Genomic DNA, 4,856 nt, shown 5'->3' on the forward strand with positions numbered 1-4,856 from the left:
GCCGGAGAAGGCAGGAGAATCGATTTCAGCGCGTGATTGGGCATCGGTAGCTTTCTTCGGACTTCATCTTGGAGCGTCGGCCCGCTCCACTTCGATCTCGTCGGCCGCCGCCGGCACGATCGGCTCGATGAGGCTGTCCAGGGCGTCGATGTCGCGGCCGCTCAGGCCCGCCTCCTCGTAGAACTGATTCCGGTGCGCCACCACGTCGTAGACCCGGTCCACGATGGCATACGCGCCTCTTTCGGTCAGCTTGAAGTAGTCGAACTCGGAAAGGACGTTTTCGATGGTGCCGACGCGACCCTTCGAGCCGATGCGCAGGTAGTGGTGCGATGACGGCTGAGTGACCACGTCGAATACGGGGGAGAGACGCAAGCGCTTCAGGCCCGCCGACTCGGACTCGATGAAGCCGGTGTTCTTCAGGTGGTCGTCGGTGTTCTTGACGGCGACGTTCAGCGCCATCCGCGCGAAGATGTTGCTGCGGTCGTTGATAGGGTCGGAGGAAACCGTCGAAGCGATGTGGGCCAGGTTCGCGTAGGAGAAGACTCGCTGGTCGCGCGCGCTGGTCAGGCGCTTGTCTTCGGGGACCGCGCTTACGAGCGAGATGGCGCTGGCGTAATGCAGGCGCTGCAGATCGGCATTGCGGTCGAAACGGCGTACCTGGAGGACAGAGCCCAGATCGGTTTCGACCAGGCGCACCTCCGGCACTTCGAGGCCGATGGCGGCGGCCATGCGCAGGTTGGCGTATTCGACGCGTTGTCGATCGATGGTGCTGCCCGGCTCGCTGAACTTGCAGATCCAAATTCCATTGTGCCGATCGCGCATAACCGCTTTCGCGCGCGCGCCGCCGATCGACCATGATCCCGCCAGGAGGCCCTCCAGGTCCTCGGGCATGGGTGTGGTGGCGAAGATGTTGTGTGCCGCCTGGTGAACGCGATAGAGGTCTTCCTCGATCAGGGGAAGCGTGTCGAACCCGGGCAGGTCCGCTCGCTTCAGATCCGGCCTGGTCGAGAAGAGTAGGGCGCCCACGCCGTTGCCCCGGCCCATGAGCAGCAGGGCGGACTCGGCGGGGTTCGCGATACCGGTCTTGTGCCGCATGACCTGGCGGCCCCACATGTCGGGGCCCGCGTCGAACAGGACACCCAGGCGCACGAACTTGTCGTCGGTCTCGATCCACTGGGGTGATGCGGTCAAGGGCAGGTTGATCGGGTCCAAGGCGAAACGTCGCGCCTCGTCCGCGAGCCACTCGGACGCGTAGCGAAACTTGGCCGAAAAACCGCCCACGATCGAGGAGTCGAAGCGCATCTCGCCCACCGGGTGCACGCCGTCCGGCCGGTCGATGTGCACGAACAGGCGGGCGGGGACGGACTTGGCGTCGGCGGAGGGCGTGGAGTTGCGCATGGACGTGCGTCAAGAGGGAAGGGTTGCGGCAGGATGGGGCTTCGGCGTGCGGCCGCGCTCCCGTGAGGTGGCTGGAGCTTGTCTGTGTAGCTGTGTCAGCGCGGCGACGACGTCGACCCCGTAGACCTCGAGCGCCATGATGAAGTCGCCGATGGCCACGCCGCCGGCAGGAACGCCAGCCTGGCCGGCGCTTGGCGTTGACGATTCCATCCGCTGGTAGGTCCTGAGGCTCACGCCGATCCGCTGAGCGGCCAGGGCCTGCGACTCGCCGCGCTGCAGCCGCAGGGCGCGCAACGTCTCTGCGAGGGCGATGACGCCGGTTTCGGCGCGGATCGAGAGTGCGGACATGGCCGAATAATACGCCAAATATGGCGCGTTAGTTAGCGGTCGGCGGCCCCGCGCAATCCCGACAGTCTGAAGGAAAAGAATAAAGTTCGTCGATGACAATGAAGATCGTCGGAGAGGCCTACCACCGGCCGGCCCCGTGGACGATCCGGTCACCGTCCGTGCCGAGCGATCGCCCGGATGACAGCGCTAGACTGCTTACCTACCGTTCGGTTGTCGTTGACGACAGGCAGGACCGGGCCCGTTGCGGTCTGTCGAGCAAATTGGGGCCGATGTCCGCACGCAGCGGTAGCGGACATTCACCGCGCCGACTTCTCGCGAGTCAGTCGATACTCGGAGGAGCAACCCATGCAGGCACCGTAATGGACGGGGAGGTGAAAATCATGGGCTTTTGGCGCAGTCCTCAGGACACTAACCGCCGTCACCCTTCTGGAGCCCCGATGGCCCGCATTCGACATCTCGAAATTCGAAACTTCAGGTCCATTCAGGCGCTCGACTGGTCGCCTTCCGCAGGCGTCAACTGCCTCATCGGGCCGGGCGATAGCGGAAAATCCACCGTCCTCGACGCGATTGACCTTTGCCTCGGTGCACGTCGCACCAGTGCGTTCGGCGATATGGATTTCTTTGCCATGAATGTAGAGGCGCCAATCACCATAAGCGTGACGCTAGGCGATCTCTCGCCGTCCTTGATGGACATTGACTTCTACGGCGAGTTCCTGCGCGGATTCGATACCGCAACGAACGCTGTCGAAGACGAACCGCGGATAGGTCTAGAGACCGTCATCACGCTGCGTCTCCAGGTTGGCGCGGACCTGGAGCCCTCGTGGACGCTCTTCTCCGAGCGCGCGGAACAGCAGCAGCTCGAGCGGTCCCTTCCTTGGAAGGAGCGAGCAGCTGTGGCGCCTGCCCGCATCGGAAGTTTCGCGAGCTCCAACCTGTCGTGGAGCCGCAGTTCGGTGCTCAATCGGCTTACCGATGAGCGCGCGGAGCTCGGCGCCGAACTTGCGCTCGCTGCCAGGCAGGCGAGGACAAACTTTGGGAGACAAGCAGCCGCGCATCTGACCCAGACGTTGGAGGTGGTGAGGCAGACTGCCCAGAATCTCGGCGTCCCAGTCGGTGCTATGCCGCAGGCACTCTTGGACGCGCACTCCGTGTCGATCGGCGAGGGCGCCATTGCGTTGCATGGAGAGTCGGGGATTCCGCTGCGCTCCCTCGGGACTGGCTCGTCACGCCTGCTCGTGGCGGGGCTTCAGAGGGCCGCGGCAGGCTCGGCGCCGATTGCACTGGTCGACGAGGTGGAATATGGGCTTGAGCCCCATCGGCTCATGCTGTTCCTCGACTCCCTAGGGGCGAAGGATGCAACCACTCCGCTGCAGGTCTTCCTGACGACGCACTCACCTGTCGCGCTTCGCGAACTGTCTGGCAATCAACTGTTCGTCGTCATGCCAGTGCATGGTCGACACAGTGTGGTGACCGCCGGGACCTCCAACGAAGTGCAGAGCACTCTCAGGCTCGACCCGGAGGCGTTCCTGGCAAGGTCCGTCATCGTGTGCGAAGGGGCGAGTGAGGTCGGCTTCGCGCGCGGGCTTGACCAAGCGTGGGTTAGCGCAGGGGCACGCTCGTTCCTGGCCAACGGCGGAGCGTACGTTAACGCCGGTGGCGGCAGTCCTGACAACAGCTTCGCCCGTGGAACCGCCTTGCGGAACCTGGGCTATCGAGCGCTCGTGTTCGTGGATGCCGACAAGCCTTGCTCTGCCGGCGTCGCCGAAGCGTTCGTGGCTGCTGGGGGGCAGATTCTCACTTGGCGGGCCGGCTTGACCTTGGAGGACGAACTCTTCCGCCACCTCAGCGACCATGCGCTCGACGCCCTTCTGGCGAAAGCCGAAGAAATCGTGGGCGTCGAGCTGATGAACGACCACATCCGGTCCAAGTCTGAAGGACGCCGTACCTTGACCGACGTACGGGTAGAGCGGCAACGGGGAGGCTACTCGCCGGCGACGCGGGAGCTGCTAGGTGCCGCATCCCGCATCCGCAACAGCGGATGGTTCAAGTCGTTGACGACCTACCAGGAGGTCGCGAAGGACATCGTCTGGCCGGCTTTGGAACAGGCTGAGCCCGCCTTCAAGGGGGTCACCGACCAACTGTGGGCGTTCACAAGTGCCGCCTGAAATCGACCTCTTTGCCATCGAACGCGGCTCGGTCACCGCCCCCGCAGGTTGCGGGAAGACCCAGCTGATTGCTGAGACCCTCTCGACACACACGCAGAGTCAGCCGATCCTCGTGCTCACTCACACGAACGCGGGCGTGGCGGCCCTTCGCGCGCGGCTGCGTCGCGCTGGCGTCCCAAACTCCGTTTACCGGGTCTCCACCATCGACGGGTTCGCGATGAGGCTCATCGCCAAGTTCCCAGCAAGAAGCGGACACAACCCCCAAATCCTGGAGCTCCACCGACCGAACACTGACTACCCCGACATTCGTGAGGCCGCTAGGCAACTCCTTCTCGCCGGTCACCTTGCTCAACCTCTGCGAGCAACCTACTCGCGGCTACTCGTCGACGAGTACCAAGACTGCAACGTTGTCCAGCACGCCATTGTTTCAGGCTTGGCGCAGTCGCTGCCGACCTGCGTGCTCGGCGACCCGATGCAGGCCATCTTTGGATTTCGCGGCAATCGACTGGTGCACTGGGCCAACGAAGTGCAAGCCGAGTTTCCGGTAGCGGGCGAACTGGGTACGCCATGGCGCTGGCGACAGGCCGGCACCGAGAACCTTGGCCAGTGGCTGCTCGCCGTGCGGCAGCAACTTCAGGCGGGACGGCCGGTGGACTTGCGCACGGCTCCGGGTGAAGTCCGCTGGGTTCAGCTGATCGCCGGAACCGAAGTTCAGCAGCGCCTGATGGCCGCGAGGACCGAGGCGCCCAACGCACAAGGCACCGTGCTCATCATCGGCGACGCCATCAACGCACGGGGCCGCTATCAGCTCACGAGCCAGACACCTGGCGCCATGGCCGTTGAAGCTGTCGACCTACGCGACTTGGTCAGCTTCGCAAGCCAGTTCGACCTCGGAGGGCTCAGCCCTCTATCGCAGCTCGCAGAATTCGCGTCCAGCGTGATGAC

Annotated in this window: 4 protein-coding genes; 2 read left to right on the forward strand and 2 right to left on the reverse strand. The window is 64.2% G+C overall.

The genetic code is table 11. The annotated features are described in order from the left end of the window. Positions 1-63 precede the first annotated feature (63 nt). Together AC1DY5_RS42195 and AC1DY5_RS42200 are read right to left on the reverse strand one after the other, a co-directional pair. Entirely contained in the window at positions 64-1,398 is a 1,335-nt protein-coding gene (locus AC1DY5_RS42195; protein WP_478120382.1) for a type II toxin-antitoxin system HipA family toxin, read from the reverse strand. Between the two features lie 9 nt (positions 1,399-1,407). Beyond that, positions 1,408-1,746, reverse strand: coding sequence for a helix-turn-helix domain-containing protein (locus tag AC1DY5_RS42200; RefSeq protein ID WP_478120383.1), 339 nt, complete (start codon positions 1,744-1,746; stop codon positions 1,408-1,410). Between the two features lie 437 nt (positions 1,747-2,183). Here AC1DY5_RS42200 and AC1DY5_RS42205 point away from each other — a divergent pair, with 437 nt between their 5' ends. Then, the gene (locus AC1DY5_RS42205; protein ID WP_478120384.1) at positions 2,184-3,911 is read left to right on the forward strand and encodes an ATP-dependent nuclease; all 1,728 of its coding nucleotides are present in this window, start codon (positions 2,184-2,186) and stop codon (positions 3,909-3,911) included. Then, positions 3,901-4,856, forward strand: a 956-nt coding sequence (locus AC1DY5_RS42210) for a UvrD-helicase domain-containing protein (RefSeq protein WP_478120385.1), incomplete at its 3' end; no start/stop codon positions are given. The genes AC1DY5_RS42205 and AC1DY5_RS42210, both read left to right, overlap by 11 nt.

The organism is Variovorax sp. P4_D9 (assembly GCF_056401695.1).